The organism is Pseudoduganella rivuli (assembly GCF_009674485.1).
GTDB lineage: Bacteria > Pseudomonadota > Gammaproteobacteria > Burkholderiales > Burkholderiaceae_D > Rugamonas > Rugamonas rivuli_B.
Genome location: NZ_WKJJ01000006.1, coordinates 30,384 through 46,518 on the forward strand (window position 1 = coordinate 30,384; position 16,135 = coordinate 46,518).

The 16,135-nt window shown below is 62.0% G+C and carries 20 protein-coding genes; 4 read left to right on the forward strand and 16 right to left on the reverse strand.

All coding sequences use genetic code 11. The features are described from left to right. Positions 1–13 precede the first annotated feature (13 nt). The 7 genes from GJ700_RS10710 to purU all read right to left on the reverse strand — a co-directional run bounded on the left by GJ700_RS10710 (position 14) and on the right by purU (position 6,042). Entirely contained in the window at positions 14–2,281 is a 2,268-nt protein-coding gene (locus GJ700_RS10710; protein WP_195763855.1) for a TonB-dependent receptor, read from the reverse strand. 6 nt (positions 2,282–2,287) lie between these two features. Further along, positions 2,288–2,812: a YcnI family copper-binding membrane protein gene (locus tag GJ700_RS10715; protein ID WP_154373515.1), complete on the reverse strand. Its 525-nt coding sequence runs from the start codon at positions 2,810–2,812 to the stop codon at positions 2,288–2,290. 7 nt (positions 2,813–2,819) lie between these two features. After that, on the reverse strand, positions 2,820–3,269 hold the full coding sequence (locus GJ700_RS10720; RefSeq protein ID WP_154373517.1) for a copper chaperone PCu(A)C: 450 nt from the start codon (positions 3,267–3,269) through the stop codon (positions 2,820–2,822). A 68-nt stretch (positions 3,270–3,337) separates the two neighbouring features. After that, entirely contained in the window at positions 3,338–3,742 is a 405-nt protein-coding gene (locus GJ700_RS10725) for a DUF2946 domain-containing protein (protein ID WP_154373519.1), read from the reverse strand. 68 nt (positions 3,743–3,810) lie between these two features. Next, a complete protein-coding gene (locus tag GJ700_RS10730; protein ID WP_195763856.1) occupies positions 3,811–4,503 on the reverse strand; it encodes a M48 family metalloprotease in 693 nt (230 codons plus the stop codon). A gap of 104 nt (positions 4,504–4,607) precedes the next feature. Further along, the gene (locus GJ700_RS10735) at positions 4,608–5,144 is read right to left on the reverse strand and encodes a YaeQ family protein (RefSeq protein WP_154373523.1); all 537 of its coding nucleotides are present in this window, start codon (positions 5,142–5,144) and stop codon (positions 4,608–4,610) included. 28 nt (positions 5,145–5,172) lie between these two features. Next, a complete protein-coding gene (gene purU / locus GJ700_RS10740) occupies positions 5,173–6,042 on the reverse strand; it encodes a formyltetrahydrofolate deformylase (protein ID WP_154373525.1) in 870 nt (289 codons plus the stop codon). Between the two features lie 149 nt (positions 6,043–6,191). Here purU and GJ700_RS10745 point away from each other — a divergent pair, with 149 nt between their 5' ends. From GJ700_RS10745 to GJ700_RS10755, 3 genes are all read left to right on the forward strand, one after another. Continuing rightward, positions 6,192–7,211 carry an NADP-dependent oxidoreductase gene (locus GJ700_RS10745; RefSeq protein WP_154373527.1) on the forward strand — a complete coding sequence of 340 codons (1,020 nt, stop codon included), beginning with the start codon at positions 6,192–6,194 and terminating at the stop codon, positions 7,209–7,211. A gap of 93 nt (positions 7,212–7,304) precedes the next feature. Further along, a complete protein-coding gene (locus tag GJ700_RS10750; RefSeq protein ID WP_195763857.1) occupies positions 7,305–7,637 on the forward strand; it encodes a KGG domain-containing protein in 333 nt (110 codons plus the stop codon). A gap of 193 nt (positions 7,638–7,830) precedes the next feature. Then, positions 7,831–8,253, forward strand: a complete 423-nt coding sequence (locus tag GJ700_RS10755; protein ID WP_154373529.1) for a hypothetical protein — start codon at positions 7,831–7,833, stop codon at positions 8,251–8,253. Here GJ700_RS10755 and GJ700_RS10760 read toward each other — a convergent pair. From GJ700_RS10760 to GJ700_RS10780, 5 genes are read right to left on the reverse strand one after another with little or no spacing between them, the layout of a single operon-like run. Further along, on the reverse strand, positions 8,250–9,062 hold the full coding sequence (locus GJ700_RS10760) for a TOBE domain-containing protein (protein WP_154373531.1): 813 nt from the start codon (positions 9,060–9,062) through the stop codon (positions 8,250–8,252). The two genes, GJ700_RS10755 and GJ700_RS10760, sit on opposite strands and share 4 nt — an antisense overlap. Next, positions 9,052–9,753, reverse strand: a complete 702-nt coding sequence (locus GJ700_RS10765; protein WP_154373533.1) for an ABC transporter ATP-binding protein — start codon at positions 9,751–9,753, stop codon at positions 9,052–9,054. Before GJ700_RS10765 ends, GJ700_RS10760 begins: the two co-directional genes overlap by 11 nt. A 3-nt stretch (positions 9,754–9,756) precedes the next feature. After that, positions 9,757–10,434 (reverse strand): molybdate ABC transporter permease subunit, encoded by a 678-nt coding sequence (gene modB / locus GJ700_RS10770; protein WP_154373535.1) that lies wholly within the window; start codon positions 10,432–10,434, stop codon positions 9,757–9,759. Between the two features lie 11 nt (positions 10,435–10,445). Next, a complete protein-coding gene (modA, locus tag GJ700_RS10775) occupies positions 10,446–11,219 on the reverse strand; it encodes a molybdate ABC transporter substrate-binding protein (protein WP_371867912.1) in 774 nt (257 codons plus the stop codon). A gap of 58 nt (positions 11,220–11,277) precedes the next feature. Further along, a complete protein-coding gene (locus GJ700_RS10780) occupies positions 11,278–12,129 on the reverse strand; it encodes an endonuclease (RefSeq protein ID WP_371867913.1) in 852 nt (283 codons plus the stop codon). 80 nt (positions 12,130–12,209) lie between these two features. On the opposite strand from GJ700_RS10780, the gene GJ700_RS10785 reads away from it, so the two are divergent. After that, the gene (locus GJ700_RS10785; RefSeq protein ID WP_154373539.1) at positions 12,210–12,722 is read left to right on the forward strand and encodes a YgjP-like metallopeptidase domain-containing protein; all 513 of its coding nucleotides are present in this window, start codon (positions 12,210–12,212) and stop codon (positions 12,720–12,722) included. A 27-nt stretch (positions 12,723–12,749) separates the two neighbouring features. Here GJ700_RS10785 and GJ700_RS10790 read toward each other — a convergent pair whose 3' ends face one another. From GJ700_RS10790 to GJ700_RS10805, 4 genes are all read right to left on the reverse strand, one after another. After that, a complete protein-coding gene (locus tag GJ700_RS10790) occupies positions 12,750–13,289 on the reverse strand; it encodes an LOG family protein (protein WP_371867927.1) in 540 nt (179 codons plus the stop codon). A gap of 9 nt (positions 13,290–13,298) precedes the next feature. Further along, positions 13,299–14,075, reverse strand: a complete 777-nt coding sequence (locus GJ700_RS10795; RefSeq protein ID WP_154373542.1) for a tetratricopeptide repeat protein — start codon at positions 14,073–14,075, stop codon at positions 13,299–13,301. Positions 14,076–14,086: 11 nt separating this feature from the next. Then, a complete protein-coding gene (locus GJ700_RS10800; protein ID WP_154373543.1) occupies positions 14,087–14,752 on the reverse strand; it encodes a TetR/AcrR family transcriptional regulator in 666 nt (221 codons plus the stop codon). A gap of 64 nt (positions 14,753–14,816) precedes the next feature. Further along, on the reverse strand, positions 14,817–15,998 hold the full coding sequence (locus GJ700_RS10805) for a patatin-like phospholipase family protein (protein WP_371867914.1): 1,182 nt from the start codon (positions 15,996–15,998) through the stop codon (positions 14,817–14,819). Between the last annotated feature and the right edge of the window lie 137 nt (positions 15,999–16,135).

The following is a 16,135-nucleotide window of genomic DNA, read 5'->3' on the forward strand; positions in this document are numbered from 1 at the left end:
GGCCGGGGCTGGCCTACAGGTCGAACTTCAGCTCCGCAACCAGCATGCGCTGGGTATAGGGATGGAAGGCCCAATACTTGCGGTTATTCAGGTTATCGATCCCCACCGACCCGCTCCACTGCCGGTTGAAGCGGTAGCGCACCCGCGCGTCGAGCACCAGGTAATCCGACACGCCCATGTACGTCATGCCGTTCGGATCGTTGTTCAGCAGCGATCCATACTGGCGGCCGCTGTAGCGCAAGCCCAGGGTCGACGTCCAGTGCTCCCCCGCGTGGTACGACGCCAGCAAGGTGGCGCGCCAGTCCGGTACACGGGGCTGGCGTTTGCCGACACTGGCCGGCAGCGCGGAATTGCCGGTGATGACGGAGTCGGCCCAGGTGGCGCTGCCCGTCAGCGCCAGCCCATGCAGCCACACGTCTTCCTGCTGGTACGACAGCTCCAGGCCGTTGGTGCGGATGCGGGCGATGTTTTGCACGGTATTGACGGTGGGCGCCGAGGGCAAGGGCTGCGAATACAGCGCGTCGCGTGACGTTTCGTGGAAGCCCGTCAGGCGCAGGCTGCCCTTGTCCAGCTGGCGTTCCGCCGTCAGTTCACTGGTCCACGAGCGTTCGGCGCGCAGGGCCGGGTCCGAGTTGACGATGTCATTGTTGACGATGGAACCCTGGAACAATTCCTGCGCCGTCGGGTTACGCACGGCGCGTCCGGCCGACGCTTTCACCGACCAGTCATCGCTGGCGCGGTACGATACCGCCGCCTTGGGCGACCATGACGCTTCACTGCGCGCCTTGAACGGCAACAGCGCGTCAGCGCTGTTGGCGATGCCGCCATCGAACGCCTGCCATTGTTCTCGGCGCAGGCCCAGCGTGGTTTTCCACGCGTCCGTGATGCGCCACGTATCCTGCAGGTAAACGCTGGTCAGGCGGGTATCGCCAACGAAACGGGATACCGGCTTGCCGGCGGCGCCATGGATCCAATCCGCGCTGCCGGTGACCCGGGTGCGCAGGCAGGCGCTGTCGCGCTGCACGCCGAATTCCACCGTGTGCGCGATACCCAGCGGACGCCAGACGCCGCGCAGGGCCAGCGTATTCCAGCCGCTGCCGCCCATGTCGGTCAGGTTGCCCTGCCCGCCGGTGGCGGGATCCGGCACGGCCACGGTCGGCGTGCGCACCAGGTCGCGCGCATAATCGTAGCGGCTGGCCGCCACTTCCCATTCGAACTCGCCCCTGCCGTTTTTCTTCAGCGACAGGCCGTGCATCACGTGTTCCAGCGCGCCGCGCGACGGTGCGAAATCCGACGCCAGCAATGCGTAGCTGCGTCCCGCCACATTGATCGTGCCGCCATAAACGGGATTGCCCGCGCCATCGCGCAGGTACGACGTCGACGTGCGCACCGCATCGTTGCGCCACCAGCCCAGCGTATAGCTGGCGCGCAGCGCGGGGGCGATGTCGTACGCCAGCTTGACCTTGGCGTGGTCTTGCACCGTGTGCACCTGGCTGGTGGCGCCGAGGATCAGCCAGTCGGCATTGCTCGGATTTTTATCGGCAATCGCGCCCGTCACAGGCACGCCGTCGTTATTGGCCTTGCCGGCGGAAACCAGCTTGTTGGCAAAGGCAATCGGCTGCCCGTTGCTGTCCAGCCGCGACACGTCGAGCCACCACGACCAGGCGCCCTGGCGGTCGCCGATCGATGCGCTGGCCTGGCCGCCATCGTGGCGCGTATCGGAGCCGTATTGTCTGAAGCCCTGCGTATAGCCGGACAGCTTGACGTGCGCTTCCAGCTGGTCCGGCATGCGGATCTGGAAGTCCACCACGGCGCCGACGGAATTGCCCGGATAGGCGGCGGAAAACGGCCCGTACAGCACGTCGACCCGCTCGATTTCTTCCGGCGATACCTGGCCCCAGCGGGGCGTGTAGGTGGCGCCATTGCCCAGCAGGTTGGACAGCAGGATGCCATCGGCGTACACCAGCGAGCGGGCGCTGTTTCCCGTGCCGGAAGCCCGGCTGGCCAGCACCGCGTGATCATAGTCGCCGATATAGCGTTTGCGTACGTTCAGGCTGGGCAGGTATTTCAGCGCATCTTCGCTGTCGCTGGCGTTGATGCGGTCTTCCACCTGTTCGCCCGTGATGCCTTCCATCGTCGTGGGAATTTGCGCGGGCAACGATGTGGGACGGCCGGCGGTGATGTGGACCACGTGATCCGCGCGGGCAGGACAAACCATGGACGCGGCAGCGCCCATTGCCGCCAGCATGACTGCCAGCGGCCTGCATTTCAAATTGTTCATGTCAGGTCAGTGTGCGTGAGCGGGCCCGGTAGCGGGAACGACGGTCAGGACAGGCGCCGGCGCCAGCAATTTGGCGCCGGCATCGCCGGGAATTTCATCCCAGGCGACGCTGCCTTTCACGCACTGTTGAACCACCCTGAAATACACTTTGCCCGGCTCGGCGGGCAGTTTGGCTTGCACCACGAATTCGTCGAAATGTTCGTCGGCCAGCGGGCCGCCGCTCCACGTGACTTCGCGCACGGCGGTGGTGATGGTCTTGCCGTGCGATTCCTGCGGCACGGACAATTTGCCCTGCGTGGTGGCGATTTTCCAGCCGGCTTTCGGCATCGGCTTGGCGCCCGTGACGGATTCCGGCATCGTCACCGTGATGGACTTGGTGGGGCTGCCATCGCAGCCATGGCCGACGCGGAAGGTCAGCTTGTGATACGTGTCGGCCTGGCCGGTGGGCTGGTCCAGCGTGACGTGGGCGAAAGCGAACGGGGACAGCGCCGCGCCCAGGGCTGCGGCGGCAATTGCGAAAGTCTTGTTCATAGCAACCTCACTTGGCGGGCGCGTAGTTCAAAGGCTTGACCGGCGCTTTGACTTCGATGGTTTCAAGTTTTTTGTCTTTCTTTTGCACGACCAGTGTCAGCGGCACCGTGTCGCCTTCCTTCATTTGCTGCTTCAACTGCATCAGCATCACGTGGTAGCCGCCCGATGCCAGCGCAACGGGCTTGCCGGCCGGGAGGTCGATGCCGTCGACGGCGGACATTTTCATCATGCCGCCATCCATCGACATTTGATGGATTTCCACCATGCCGGCGACCGGCGAACGCACTTCCACCAGGCGCGCATCCTGTGCCGACTGCACCAGCATGAAGGCGCCGGAAGCCTTGGCGGCGGGCACCGTGGCGCGCACCCACGGATCCTTGACGGTGACTTGCGCGTGGGCGCTGGATGCCAGCAGCCATGCCGCGGCGGACAGGATGACTTTATTCGAATATTTCATATTTCTACCTCTGAATCGGTTTACAAGGAGCGCGGCATCGCGGCGATGGCGCGCGGCAGTAAGGTGAATCAGATGCGCGCGGGCGGCCCGCGCGGTTGCGCGGAGGCCCAGACAGCCAGCGGCCGCGGCGCGCGATAGAACAGGAACGGCATGAATGGCGTGCCCGTGGCGGGCAGGCCGGAAAGCGTGGCGGGCGGCAGGCCGAAAGACCCGGCGTGGGTCTGGCAATACGCGCAATCCCCGCCCATGGTTTTGGCGGCGCCGGACGACTTGTTGCTGTCGTCGCTGTCCCCGGACGTGATCAGGCCGGAGACCGTGACGCGCGACCCGTCGGCGCGGCAGATTTCCCACGTGGCCGGCACGCCCTGGCTGAACGCAATGGCATGCGAAACGGAGGGCGCGAGCGCGTTCAGCAAGACCGCAAAGCATGCGATCCAGAGCCACAGCGTGCTGGTTGCCGATGTCCGTTTCATAACGGTCGATTATAACCCGGGATGTCCGTGGCGACGCGCTATAGCTGGCATGGCGCCCACCGCATATGTCAGCGGCCCAATTGCCGGGCCGCGTCGCGCGCCGCGCGCCAGCGGCTGGCAGGCGACGGATGGGCAAAGCCGCTGGCGTTCGGTGCGCTGGACGCCTGCACCACCTTGCGGAAGTAGCCGGCCAGCACCTGGGGCGCCCACCCTGCCCGCGCCGCCAGTTTCAAGCCTTCCCGATCCGCTTCCAGCTCCTGCTGCTTGCCCAGCGGCGCCAGTTTGGCCATCAGCGCGCCATCGTGGTCGACAGCGTGTTCCAGTTCCGCGAACGGACGGGTAGCCCACGCCGGCTCCAGCGTCAGGGCCGCTTCGTATTCCTGCAAATTGTGCCGCAGCACCGCGTGGGCGATTTCATGGGCCAGCACCATGGCCAGTTCGCCATCGGACAAGTTCAGGGCGGCGGCATGCGCGCCGCTGACCAGCAGCTTGCCGCCGGCGAATGCATACGCGTGTTCTTCGGGATCGGTGGTGGTGTGCACTTCCCACGGCCAGGCGGCCGATTCGGGATAGTCGCGCGCCGCCTGCGCCAGCAGCGGTTGCGCGATGCGCTGCACGCGCGCGTGGAAGTCCGTGTCGTTGTCCAGCAGTTGCGCGGCGCGCAGGCCGGCGATGCGTTCGTTGTACAGCACCGCCGCACCCGCCATCACCTGCTGCTGGTCCAGCGCGTGCGCGCCGACTGGCGTTGCTATTACAGCCAACCAGACGACAAATCGCAGGGCGGTTTCGCGCCAGCGAAGCCGCCTTGCCTGCGCCAACGCAGCGCAAGCAATGGCGGCTTCCTGCGGAAACCGCCCTACGGGACTCATGCTTTCAAGGTTTCCCGCTCAACCAGCACGGTTTCCGTGCCGTCGGTCAGCCAGATCTGGCCATCCTGGATCGTGCACTGCAATTGCATCGAGCGCTGCGCCATCTTTTCCAGCGCGGCCGATGCCTCGGCAGGGATATTCACCACGCTGACGTTTTTCGCGCGGTCGATCTTGTTGGCCAGCGGCTTCCACCAGACGTGCGACGTGGCGCTGTACGAATACACCACGACCTGCTCCGAGCGGCCCGCCGCCTTCAGCAGGCGCTTGTCGTCCGGCTGCCCGATTTCGATCCACAGCTGGATCGCGCCGGTCAAATCCTTTTGCCACAGGTCCGGCTCTTCCGTATCGGACAAGCCCTTGGCATTGACCAGCGCTTCATCGGCGTGGATGGCGAACGCCAGCACGCGGATCATCAGGCGCTCGTCCGTTTCGGACGGGTGGCGCGCCAGGGTCAGCAGGTGGGTGTTGTAGTAATTGCGGTCCATGTCGGCAATCGACAGTTCCGCCTTATAAATCGTGGATTTCAGTGCCATTACTCAGTCAATGCTCAATCAGTAGCGATTACTTGAAGACGACGGTCTTGCGGCCGTTTTGCAGAATGCGGTGTTCGACGAACCATTTCACGGCGCGCGCCAGCACCACGCACTCCACGTCGCGACCGATGGCGGACAGGGTGTCCGCATCCATCGAATGGTCGACCCGTTCCACGTCCTGCTCAATGATCGGACCTTCATCGAGGTCGCTGGTGACGAAGTGCGCCGTGGCGCCGATCAGTTTCACGCCGCGGTGGTGCGCCTGCGCATAGGGCTTGGCGCCCTTGAAGCTGGGCAGGAACGAATGGTGGATGTTAATGGCCTTGCCCTTCAGGCGCGCGCACAGTTGCGGCGACAGGATCTGCATGTAGCGCGCCAGCACCACCAGGTCGATATTGTGCGACTCGACCAGCTCGATGATGCGCGCTTCCTGCGCCAGCTTGGCTTCTTCCGACGCACCCGCCGCCAGTGGCAGATGGTGGAATGGAATGTTGTAGCTGGCCGCCAGCTGGTAAAAGTCCATGTGGTTCGACACGATGGCCGGGATTTCCATCGGCAGCAGGCCGCTCTTGTAGCGGAACAGCAAATCGTTCAGGCAGTGGCCGATTTTCGACACCATCAGCAGCACGCGCGGCTTGGCGCGCGCATCGCGCAATTCCCAGTCCAGCTGCATGTCGCTGCCCAGCAGCGCGAATTCCGCGCGCAGGCGTTCATCCGTCACGCCCGCTTCTTCCAGCGAGAAATGCACGCGCATGAAAAACAGTTGGGATTCGCTGTCGCCGAACTGGGCGGAATCGATAATGTTGCAGCCGTGCTCGGCCAGGAAGCCTGAAACGCGATGCACGATGCCGCGCTGGTCCAGGCAAGACAGGGTCAGGATGTATTCAGGGTGCGTCATGGACGAAACTTGTTAATCAATGGATTAGAAAAGCATTAACCTGCTATTGTCGCATGTCTTGACGCCACCACAGGTATTTTGAAAAATAGCACGGTCGTTCATTTTAAGTTATAGTAGGAAAACAATCCCAATAACTTCGGAGGCACTTTATGGAAGCTTTGCACAACGTTCAATTTCGCCTGGCATCCCGCCCGGTCGGCCTGCCCACGGACAGCAACTGGCAGCGCATCTCGGAACCCGTACGCGACCTGGCTGACGGTGAAGTCCTGGTCAAGACCCAGTACCTGTCGCTGGACCCCGCAATGCGCGGCTGGATGAACGATGCGAAGTCGTACATCCGCCCGGTGGCGATCGGTGAAGTCATGCGCGCCGGCGGCATTGGCGAAGTGGTGGCGTCGAAATCGCCGAAATTCGCGGTCGGCGACATCGTCACCGGTGGCCTGGGCGTGCAAAGCTACTGGACCGGCGCGGCGGACGACCGCAGCGCGGCGCTGGCAAAAATCGACACGCGCCTGGCCCCGGCCACCGTGTGGACCAATACGCTGGGCATGCCCGGCATGACGGCCTACTTCGGTTTGCTGGAAGTGGGCCAGCCGAAAGCCGGTGAAACCGTGGTGGTGTCGGGCGCCGCGGGCGCCGTGGGCCAGACCGTGGGCCAGGTGGCGAAACAGCTGGGTTGCCGCGTGGTCGGCATCGCCGGCGGCAAGGATAAATGCGATTTCGTCGTCAACGAACTGGGCTTTGACGCGTGCATCGATTACAAGGCCGGCGATATCCGGGGCGGCCTGAAAGAACATTGCCCGCAAGGTATCGACGTCTACTTCGATAACGTCGGCGGCGAGATTCTGGACACGGTACTGACCCGCATCAACATGAAAGCCCGTATAGTCATCTGTGGTGCGATTTCTCAATATAACAATACGACGCCGGTCAAAGGTCCTGCCAATTACCTGTCGCTGCTGGTCAACCGCGCCCGTATGGAAGGCATGGTGGTGTTTGATTATGCCGACCGCTACCACGTCGCCATCGCCCAACTGGGCACCTGGCTCAAAGAAGGCAAGATCAAGAGCCGCGAAGATGTCGTGGAAGGCATCGATCAATTCCCGCAAGCATTGACGATGCTGTTTGAAGGCAAAAACTTCGGCAAGCTGGTGCTGAAGGTCGCGTAAGCCCCATCGCCGGCGCGGAACTTATCCGCGCGCTGCTTCTCCAATGCACAGGACCGCCATCCCGGCGGTCTCATCGCATAAAGGAGCAGCATCATGGACGACAATACCCCGTCGGATCTCCCCGAAAAGCCCGCCGCAGGCAACGGCGCTAAAAATGGCACGAAAAATGGCGCAAAACGCGGCTTTGCCGCCATGGATGCCGAACAGCAGCGCGCCATCGCCAGCCGCGGCGGCCAGGCCGCCCACCAGAAAGGCACGGCGCACGAATTCAATTCGGAAGAAGCGCGCCGCGCCGGCCAAAAAGGCGGCGAAGCCGTCAGCCGTGACCGCGCCCACATGTCGGAAATCGGCCGCAAGGGCGGTGAAAGCCGCCAGTCCGCCCACCGCCTGAACAAGCAGCAGGCTGCCGGCAGGGACAATGAGTAACAGCCGGGCACACGTTATACACTTTGTTTTGCGGTATCGCGGCATGGGTTACGGCATGCCGCCCTCGCTCATCACTGCTCGACTGCCGATTTGATGCAAGGATGTGACATATATCAACTACTCTTAGTGACAAACATCAACGCCGTCTATAATGGATTGACTTGTCAAACCGATACTTCCGAAAGGAGTAGCCATGCCAACAGCGATCCCGTTTGACGACCTGCAATCCGCCTTCGATTTTGTGTCCGCCGGCGCGCCATATGAACGCAATGCCTATATCGCGAAGGCGACCGGTGAAGTCTTCCACGCCGCGCAAATCTACGATGCGTACAAGCGGATCCCCCCTGACGTCGACGACGATGAACGCTACTGGTCGGTGCCGCACCGGCAGGACCTCGACCTCGGTGGCCACCTGGAACTGAAGTTCGTGGAGGAACACATTCCCGCGCAATTCGCCGTCGCACAGGAATTTTTCCAGCGGCGCGGCGCCCACGCAAAATTCCACGACCTGGTGGCAAAGGAAGGGAAGGAAGCGTTGTGGCGCCAGTATGAACATGACGCCACGGAAAAGGCCCTGCGCCAGTGGGCCAGCCATGAGGGATTGGCGCTGGCTTAGCCCGGCACGCCGACGATCACGCTCGATGCCTTGAACAGCGCCGTGACCGTCATCCCCTCTTTCAGCGCCAGCGATTGGCTGCCTTCCAGGCTCAGTGTCGCGCCCAGCACGCCGCCACCCGGCAGCGTGATGCTGACATCCGCATTGACTTCCCCCACCACCAGCCGGGTGATCACACCGCTGAGCTGATTGCGCGCCGATACCCTGGCGCCGTCCGCGTCGGTGGCAATGATGACGGACGAAGCCTTGACCAGCGCAAAGGCATCGCCGCCGACTTTCAAGCCCAGGCTATCGGTGCTGTCGCGCGTGATGATGGCCACCAGCCGCTGGCCACCAACGATATCGATGGTGACTTCGTCATTGACGGCGCCACGCTTGATGGCGGACACGGTGCCGGAAAACTGGTTGCGTGCGCTGGTTTTCATTTTCATGGTCTGGATCAGCAGGAAATCGTCCGCCAGCGCATGCGACTGGCGGCTCAGGTGTTCGATAAACATGCGGTGTTCGCGCTCGATCAGGCGGAAGTTTTCCACCAGTTGCAGGCCGCGCGGCGTCAGCCGCGTGCCGCCGCCGCCCTTGCCCCCCGTCAGGCGCTCGACCAGCGGCTCGCCCGCCAGGTTGTTCATGCCTTCAATGGCGTCCCACGCGCCCTTGTAACTCATGTGCACGGCCTTGGCCGCCTGCGTGATCGAGCCGTGCTGCGCAATCGCCGCCAATAGCGCCACGCGGTCCGAGCCGCCCAGTTGCCTGCCGCCCACCGTCATCCACACCTTGCCTTCCAGCGCCAGCGCTTTACTGTCAGCCACCATGGCTTGCCTCCACATCGATCTGCCGTTCGCCGGCAATGACGCCATCCATCATCGTCAGCACGTGGCCGCCAAAGACACGCGCGTCGTCGGGGTCGTGGGTAATCATCAGCATCGGAATCCGCAAGCGGTGCTGCAATGCATCGAGCTCGGCGCGCATGCGCACCCGCAGCGCCGGGTCCAGCGCGGCAAACGGTTCGTCCAGCAACAGCGCCTGCGGTTCGTCGATCAGCGCACGGGCCAGCGCCACGCGCTGCCGCTGCCCGCCCGACAGTTGTGCCGGGTACTGGTGCGCCACCGGGCGCAGTTCAAAGGCGTCCAGCCAGTAATCGAGTTGCTCACCATGCGCCGTCACCGGCGGATTGAACCAGCCCTTCTTCAAGCCGAAAGCGATATTCTGCCGCACGTTCAAATGGGGAAACAGCGCGTAATCCTGGAACAGGTAGCCCACGTGGCGCCGCTGCACCGGCACGTCGACTTTCGCCGCGCGGTCGTACAGACGCCGCCCGTTCAACGCGATGTGGCCATTGTCGGGCGTCACCAGCCCGGCAATGGCTTTCAACAGCATGCTCTTGCCGGCGCCGGACGCGCCATAAATCACGATGCGGTCACTGGCCGACACCAGCCTGGCTTTCAGGCGGAAGGTGCGCTGGCCGGCGCGCAGGGTTTTCGCGATATCGACGTCGATCAACATGATTTACAACCCGCGGTTGGGAGTGAGTTTGTTGGCCAGCACAAGCACCACGACGCACGTGACGGACGTGATGATGACCAGCAGGTTGGCCGTGTCGTCCTGCCCCGCCTGCACGGCTTCATAGACGGCGATCGACAGCGTCTGCGTCTTGCCGGGAATGCTGCCCGCCACCATCAGGGTGGCGCCGAATTCGCCCATGGAACGGGCAAAGGCCAGCAAGGTGCCGGCCAGGACGCCGCGCCACGCCAGCGGCAAGGTCACGCGCAGGAACACGCCGACGGGAGAAACGCCCAGCACGCGGGCCGCGTCCTCCAGTTGCGTATCGACGGTTTCAAATGCGGAGCGGGCCGCCTTCAGCACCAGGGGAAACGCCACCACGGCAGCCGCCAGCACGGCGGCCTGCCACGTGAAAATCAGGTTGATGCCGAACTGCTGTTGCAGCCAGTGGCCGATCGGACCGTTGCGGCCGATGAGCACCAGCAGGTAATAACCCAGCACGGTGGGCGGCATCACCATCGGCAGGGTCAGCAAGGCATCCAGCATGTCACGGCCGGGAAAGCGGTAACGCGCCAGCACGTAGCCGAGCGCGATGCCGAACACGATGTCCAGCAAGGTGGCCCACCCGGCCACCTTCAATGACAGCGCCAGCGCAATCCAGGCCGGCTGCCAGATGTCACTCATTTATTTGCACGTCAAGGTTTGCCGAAGCCATACCTGGCGAGGATGGCCTGGCCCGCCGGCGCATGCACATAGGCGAGAAATTTATTGGCGCCCGCCGCATTCGGCGCGGTACGGATGGCGGCGATCGGATACGTCACCGGCGTGGCGCTGCGCACGGGCAAGGCGACCTTGACTTTATCCTTTTGCGCGCCCACGTCCGTCACGTAGACAAAACCCGCATCGGCTTCGCCGCGCGCCACGTAGTCCAGGCTCTGGCGCACCGACGCGCCGAACACCAGTTTCGGCTCGACGGCGGCCCACAGGCCCGCTTTTTCCAGCGCTTCTTTCGCATAACGGCCGATCGGCACGCCGGCCGGATTGCCCATCGTGATTTTCGCCACAGCCGGCAATTTTAGATCCACCAGGCTGCGGATCGGCAGTGTGCTGCCGTTCGGGACGATCAGCACCAGGCTGTTGCTGACGAAATTCCCGCGGCTGCCCGGCGCCAGCAAATGCTGCGCTTCCGCCTTGTCCATCGCATCCTGGTCGGCGGACGCAAACACGTCGACCGGCGCCCCCTTGGCGATTTGCTGGACCAGCGCATCGGAGGCGGCAAAGTTCAGCAACACCTTGTCGCCGGGGTGGGCGGCTTCGAACGATTGCGACAATTCCTTGAAGGCGTTGGTCAGGCTGGCGGCGGCGGAGACGGTGATGTCGGCGGCAGTGGCGGTCAGGGCAAACGCGCCCAAAACAGTTGCGCAGCACAGTTTTCTCAGCATGGTCACTTCCCTCTTCGACAGGATCATGTTCGCAATATACTGAATTATATAGCGCGCTCCATGCGTCCGTATCGACTGGCATTATTTATAGAGGCATATAACGTTCGATGACGAGGTCACCGGCCAGCAGCGGCCGCCGCAAAATCTGGTACACGTCGATATCGAATTCCCCGCGCGCCAGCTTGCGCCGCCGCCCCTTGGGTTTGACGCCGAGATAGCACCAGCGGTCCACCAGGTGCACCTGGCGCAAGCCATCCGATTCTTCGACGATGCCGATCGCGCCGTCATACGGCCAGCGCGCCACTTGCCAGGCAATCAGCGCTTCCAGCAAGCGCAACCGGTGCAGGTCGTGGGTTTCATGTCCCGCGCAGGCGCCACGGCAACGGCCGATCTGGTGCGCAAAACAGGCGCGGCCCCTGGAGATTTTTTCCAGCCCCAGCAACGCCGGACACAGCCCGTGCAGTTGCACCAGGTCGCGCAACGCTTCCTGCGCCGCCTGGCGGCTGCCGAACAGGCCGAACAGGTTATCGGTGGCGGCAAAATCCCGTTCGCGGCCAAACACCAGTTGCAGCGTCACGCCGTCGTCCGGCACGAGATAACCGCACATTTCTCGCGTGCGGCGCAATTTCTGGTTGAACACCGGCTGCCATTGCTTGATCAATTGCGCTTCGCGCAACAGGGCGCCGATTTCCCCGCCGGTGCGCTCGAAATCCACGCGGGCGGTGCGCGCCAGCATCTGCATTTCTTCCGGGGTGCGCAAATGGCTCAAGACGCGGTGGCGGATGTTGACACTTTTGCCAACATAGACCGCCACGCCGTCCGCGTCGCGGAACACATAAATGCCGGGTTGCTGCGGCAGCGCATCGAGGCTGGCGCGGTCGATATGGGACGGATAACTGAACGACAAGGCAGGATCGCTGCGAACGAGCAGTCCCACTGAATTGACATGGGTACGCATCGCGCCATGATATGGTACATTTCCGCTCTTGTCCCGCAGAAATACACGCCTTGTCTCTTATGCAGCCCCTGAAATACCTGAGTGCCTATTCCGACCAAACCCAGCAACAAGTCCGGCTGTTGATGGACCAGGGCCGCCTGGGCGAAGTGTTATTGAAACGCTATCCGGCCGCGCACGACGTCCGCAATGACAAGGCGCTGTACCAGTACGTGCAAGACTTGCGCGACGAATTCCTGCGCAACGCGGCGCCCATCGACAAGGTCATGTTCGACAGCAAAATCCACGTTATCAATCACGCGCTGGGGCTGCACACGTCGATTTCCCGCGTCCAGGGTGGCAAGCTGAAGGCCAAGCATGAAATCCGTATCGGCACCATGTTCCGCGATGCGCCGCCGGAATTCCTGCGCATGATCGCCGTCCACGAGCTGGCGCACGTGAAGGAAAAGCAGCACGACAAGGCGTTTTATAAACTGTGCACGTACATGGAACCGAATTACCACCAGTACGAATTCGATGTGCGGTTGTACCTGACGGCGATCGATGCGGAAGGGAAGAAATTGTGGGGCGCCTGAGCGTTCGCCGCGCCCCACGGCCGTGCATCAAAGGTTGACGAAACGCTTCAGCAAGGCTGCCGGATCCGTTTCCACCATCATCATTTCCGCATGCTGCGGCTTGATGAAGCCCTGCTCTTTCGCGTGGTGGATGAAACCCACCAGGCTGTCATAAAAACCATCCACGTTCAGCAAGCCGACCGGCTTGGAGTGGATGCCCAGCTGCGACCACGTCAGCATTTCAAACAATTCTTCCATGGTCCCCATGCCGCCGGGCATGGCAATGAAACCGTCGGCCAGTTGCGCCATCATGGCTTTGCGCTCGTGCATGTCCTTGACGATGAACTGGCGGGTCAGGCCCGTGTGCCCCACTTCGCGCTCCATCAGCGCGGTCGGAATCACACCAGTGACTTCGCCGCCCAGGCGCAGCACTTCATCGGCAATCACGCCCATCAGCCCCACGTTGCCGCCGCCATATACCAGCGACAAATTGGCTTCCACCATGGCGTGCGCCAGCCGGCGCGCCTCGTCCGCATAACGGGGGGAGACACCGGCATTGGCGCCGCAATAGACACAGATCGATTTCACAGCCTGCACTTACTCGTCCTCTAACTCGGATTTGGCCAGCTCCACGTCCAGCCGTTCGTTGGCGTCCGCCGCGTCGTGCTCGGCCGCCTTCTCGTACAAAGCGACAGCTTCGTCCATTTTCTTCTTGCCGTCCAGCATGACGAGCGCATTCGCATATTCGATGTGCGTTATAGCGCTGTCCGGATTGAGTTCCGCCGCCTTCTTAAACAGCTTGTAACCCTCTTCCTTTTTCGCGCCATACGTCAGGCCGGCAATCATCGAACCAACCTTGTCGACGATTTCCGCGTGGTAGCTGCCCAGTGCGATGTGCGCGTCGGCGTGCTTGGGCGCCAGCTTGATGGCGGTGTCCAGGCTGTTCTTGACTTTCGCGCCGATGCCCTGCGACAGCGCCTTCACCACGGAAATGCCCTGCGCATAACGGCCCAGCGCATACGCGTGCCAATAGAAGCCGGCCGCGTTTTTCGGCTGTTCTTCCTGTTGCTGTTCGCAGCGTTCCGCCACTTCCAGGTACAGGTCCAGCTTTTTCTTGTCGCTCTTTTCCAGGTAATTGGCATAGATGCACGTCGCGCGGTTCGCCACCGAGTAACCGTCGACACCCTGCGCCAGCCCCAATTGCGCGGCTTTTTCAAAGTCGCCGGCGTGGTAGGCAATCCATGCCTGCACCAGTTCCGGATTCGACGGGAACGGTTCCGCATCGCTGGCGTGCAGGCGCGCCCACGCTTTTTTCAGGCCGGCGGCGGTGTAGACGTAAGCGTCGTCCGCATACGGGAATTTGGTCCATGCCATGTGTGCTTCTCCTAGGTGAGTTTTTTTAAGTATTCTTCAGACAGCTTTTGGAACAGCAATTGCGTCTCACCGCGCAGGTACGGACCGATTTGCGACAGCACCTGGTAGCAACCGCGGGCCAGCGCATCGGCCATCGATTGCTGTTCCGTGTATTTGCGCGGGTTGCGCACGTATTCGTACGACAGCCAATAGGTGGCCACCACCACCATGTTGGTCGCCATCGCATCGATCTGCGCATCGGACGCTTCCAGCGATTGTTCGCTGCGCAAGTCTTCGCATAACTGCTTTGCGACTTTGATCTTGTGCGCAAGGATCTGCTTGAAGTGCAATTCCAGTTTGCGGTTACGCGACAATAAATCGTTGAGGTCGCGGTAAAAGAAACGGTAACGCCAGATCAATTCAAACATCAGGTGCAAATACAGCCATACGTCTTCGATATTCGAACGGCGGCCATCCGGCACTTGCAATATGCGTTCGATTTCACCTTCGAATTGCGTGAAAATCGAATTAACAATATCGTCTTTATTACGGAAGTGATAATACAGATTACCCGGCGATATATTCATTTCTTCGGCAATCACGGTGGTCGTGATATTGGGCTCGCCGAATTCGTTAAATAAGCGAAGGGATAATTCCAGGATACGTTCGCGCGTGCGCCGTGGTGCTTTTTGTTGCATGGTTGTCGTTATCTGTTTTTCTTCATGCAAGGATAACACCGAAGCATCGCTTTCCACAGGCCTATTACTGCTGCGCTTCAACCCCATGCACCACTCTCAAGTAACGTTCCAGGTCGGCCAGCGCGGCATCCAGTTCCAGCAGCGACTTGCGTGGCGGCGCGTCGCTGACGAGACGAAGACTTTTATCTTGCAAGACAGATTCCCTTAACCGCATGCCATGGCGGGCCAGTTTCGGCCCCAGAATGTGGCGCTGTTGCCACAATGCCTGGCGCGTGTGCTGATACGCCTGTTCGCACGTATGACGCCGGTTGTTGTAGCTGAACATCGCCGTAAAGAACAGTTCCGCATCGGCTTCGCTAGGCTGGAACAGCAGGATATCGACGTGTGGATGGCTGACCTGGTAGCTGGCCAGGCCGGTTTCCAGGCGCGAATGCAAAATCGAGCGGATGGTTTGCGATAGCACGTCGATCAGGCCGCCATTGACCAGCTTGCCGGCGCCCGCCTTGAACCGGGCGTTGTAAGGAACGATGGGATTAACCAGTAACAGCAATTCCACGCCCTCTTCCAGCGCAATCGACGAATGCATGGTTTTGCGCAAAGCGCCGTCGACGAAATGATGGCCATTGATTTCCACCGGCGGGAACAAGCCGGGGACAGCCGCGCTGGCTTGCACGGCCGTCGAGATCGGTGTGCTGTCCCAGCCGGTTTCGCCAAAGCGCACGGCCTTGCCCGTGTCGAGGTCGGTGGCGACGATCACAAGTTTGCGGCCCAGCTTGCGGAAATCGTTGGTGCGGCCCGCCTGGCTGTAGACCGATTCCAGGTAGCGGCCCAGCGAATCGGCCGACAGGAAGCCGGCCGGCAACGCTTCCTTCAAACGCTCGAACGAGCCCGCCAGGCTCTTGCGGTTGCGCGCATAGTGCAGCAGGCTGCTGGCCAGCAGGCGCGGCACGGTACGGGCGCGCTTGGCCAGTTCGCGCAGCGCAGGGCGCAGCAGGGTTTCCGGGCGGAACAGCAGCGCCCCTTCGGCGGCTTCCACGTCGCTTTCCACGAACAACCGGCACATCTGGTGCGGCGTGACACCATTGGCCAGCGCCGACGTGATCACGGCGCCCGCGCTGACGCCGACGTAAATGTCGGCCTTGTTCAAATCCAGTCCTTCGATGGCTTCCGCGATCGCGGCCAGCGCACCGATTTCATATACGACGGCCAGCGGACCACCGCCCGCCAGCGCCAGCCCGACTTTCACGGGTGGCTTTGTCTCTTGCTTATGATTCTGTTCTACGGGCATGTAATTCCATTAACGCCGAATAAGCGGCCAAAAACGCAAAAGGCCCGCACGTGGCAGGCCTGTAGCAAATTCCCTCGGACCCGGCCCGCAAGCGG

Excerpts from the sequence above, each read along its gene's own strand:
- GJ700_RS10715 (WP_154373515.1), bottom strand. The coding sequence starts at position 2,812 with ATGAACAAGACTTTCGCAATTGCCGCCGCAGCCCTGGGCGCGGCGCTG.
- GJ700_RS10795 (WP_154373542.1), bottom strand. The coding sequence starts at position 14,075 with ATGGCATGGACCAAATTCCCGTATGCGGACGACGCTTACGTCTACACC.
- GJ700_RS10735 (WP_154373523.1), bottom strand. The coding sequence starts at position 5,144 with ATGGCACTGAAATCCACGATTTATAAGGCGGAACTGTCGATTGCCGAC.
- GJ700_RS10765 (WP_154373533.1), bottom strand. The coding sequence starts at position 9,753 with ATGTTGATCGACGTCGATATCGCGAAAACCCTGCGCGCCGGCCAGCGC.
- GJ700_RS10710 (WP_195763855.1), bottom strand. The coding sequence starts at position 2,281 with ATGAACAATTTGAAATGCAGGCCGCTGGCAGTCATGCTGGCGGCAATG.
- GJ700_RS10760 (WP_154373531.1), bottom strand. The coding sequence starts at position 9,062 with ATGGTGGCTGACAGTAAAGCGCTGGCGCTGGAAGGCAAGGTGTGGATG.
- GJ700_RS10720 (WP_154373517.1), bottom strand. The coding sequence starts at position 3,269 with ATGAAATATTCGAATAAAGTCATCCTGTCCGCCGCGGCATGGCTGCTG.
- GJ700_RS10755 (WP_154373529.1), top strand. The coding sequence starts at position 7,831 with ATGCCAACAGCGATCCCGTTTGACGACCTGCAATCCGCCTTCGATTTT.
- modB (WP_154373535.1), bottom strand. The coding sequence starts at position 10,434 with ATGAGTGACATCTGGCAGCCGGCCTGGATTGCGCTGGCGCTGTCATTG.
- modA (WP_371867912.1), bottom strand. The coding sequence starts at position 11,219 with ATGATCCTGTCGAAGAGGGAAGTGACCATGCTGAGAAAACTGTGCTGC.
- GJ700_RS10745 (WP_154373527.1), top strand. The coding sequence starts at position 6,192 with ATGGAAGCTTTGCACAACGTTCAATTTCGCCTGGCATCCCGCCCGGTC.
- GJ700_RS10725 (WP_154373519.1), bottom strand. The coding sequence starts at position 3,742 with ATGAAACGGACATCGGCAACCAGCACGCTGTGGCTCTGGATCGCATGC.
- GJ700_RS10750 (WP_195763857.1), top strand. The coding sequence starts at position 7,305 with ATGGACGACAATACCCCGTCGGATCTCCCCGAAAAGCCCGCCGCAGGC.
- GJ700_RS10800 (WP_154373543.1), bottom strand. The coding sequence starts at position 14,752 with ATGCAACAAAAAGCACCACGGCGCACGCGCGAACGTATCCTGGAATTA.
- GJ700_RS10785 (WP_154373539.1), top strand. The coding sequence starts at position 12,210 with ATGCAGCCCCTGAAATACCTGAGTGCCTATTCCGACCAAACCCAGCAA.
- purU (WP_154373525.1), bottom strand. The coding sequence starts at position 6,042 with ATGACGCACCCTGAATACATCCTGACCCTGTCTTGCCTGGACCAGCGC.